This window comes from Pseudomonas fluorescens, assembly GCF_001648775.1.
GTDB lineage: Bacteria > Pseudomonadota > Gammaproteobacteria > Pseudomonadales > Pseudomonadaceae > Aquipseudomonas > Aquipseudomonas fluorescens_M.
Genome location: NZ_LVEJ01000058.1, coordinates 1 through 250 on the forward strand (window position 1 = coordinate 1; position 250 = coordinate 250).

The following is a 250-nucleotide window of genomic DNA, read 5'->3' on the forward strand; positions in this document are numbered from 1 at the left end:
GGCTGGTTCAGGTAGTCGTCAGCGGCCAGGGTCAGCGCGGCGACTTTGCCGTAGGCGTCGTATTGCGCCGACCAGACGATTTCGCCGCTGTAGTCGGTCAGTTCCAGCGGGGTGCCGAGGTGGTCGAGTTGGTAGTAGAACGGGCAGGCCTTTTTCGGGCCTTTGCCGTCGAGCAGGGCCAGCGGGCGGAAGGTGCCGGGTTCGTAGACGTAGCTGCGGTATTCGCTGGGGCTGCTTTCGGCGACGAGGT

General features: G+C 64.8%; 1 protein-coding gene. It reads right to left on the reverse strand.

Annotated features, from left to right (window positions below; genetic code table 11):
* Positions 1-250 (reverse strand): RHS domain-containing protein (locus A8O26_RS29155; protein ID WP_155740702.1); only part of this gene is annotated, 250 nt, incomplete at both ends.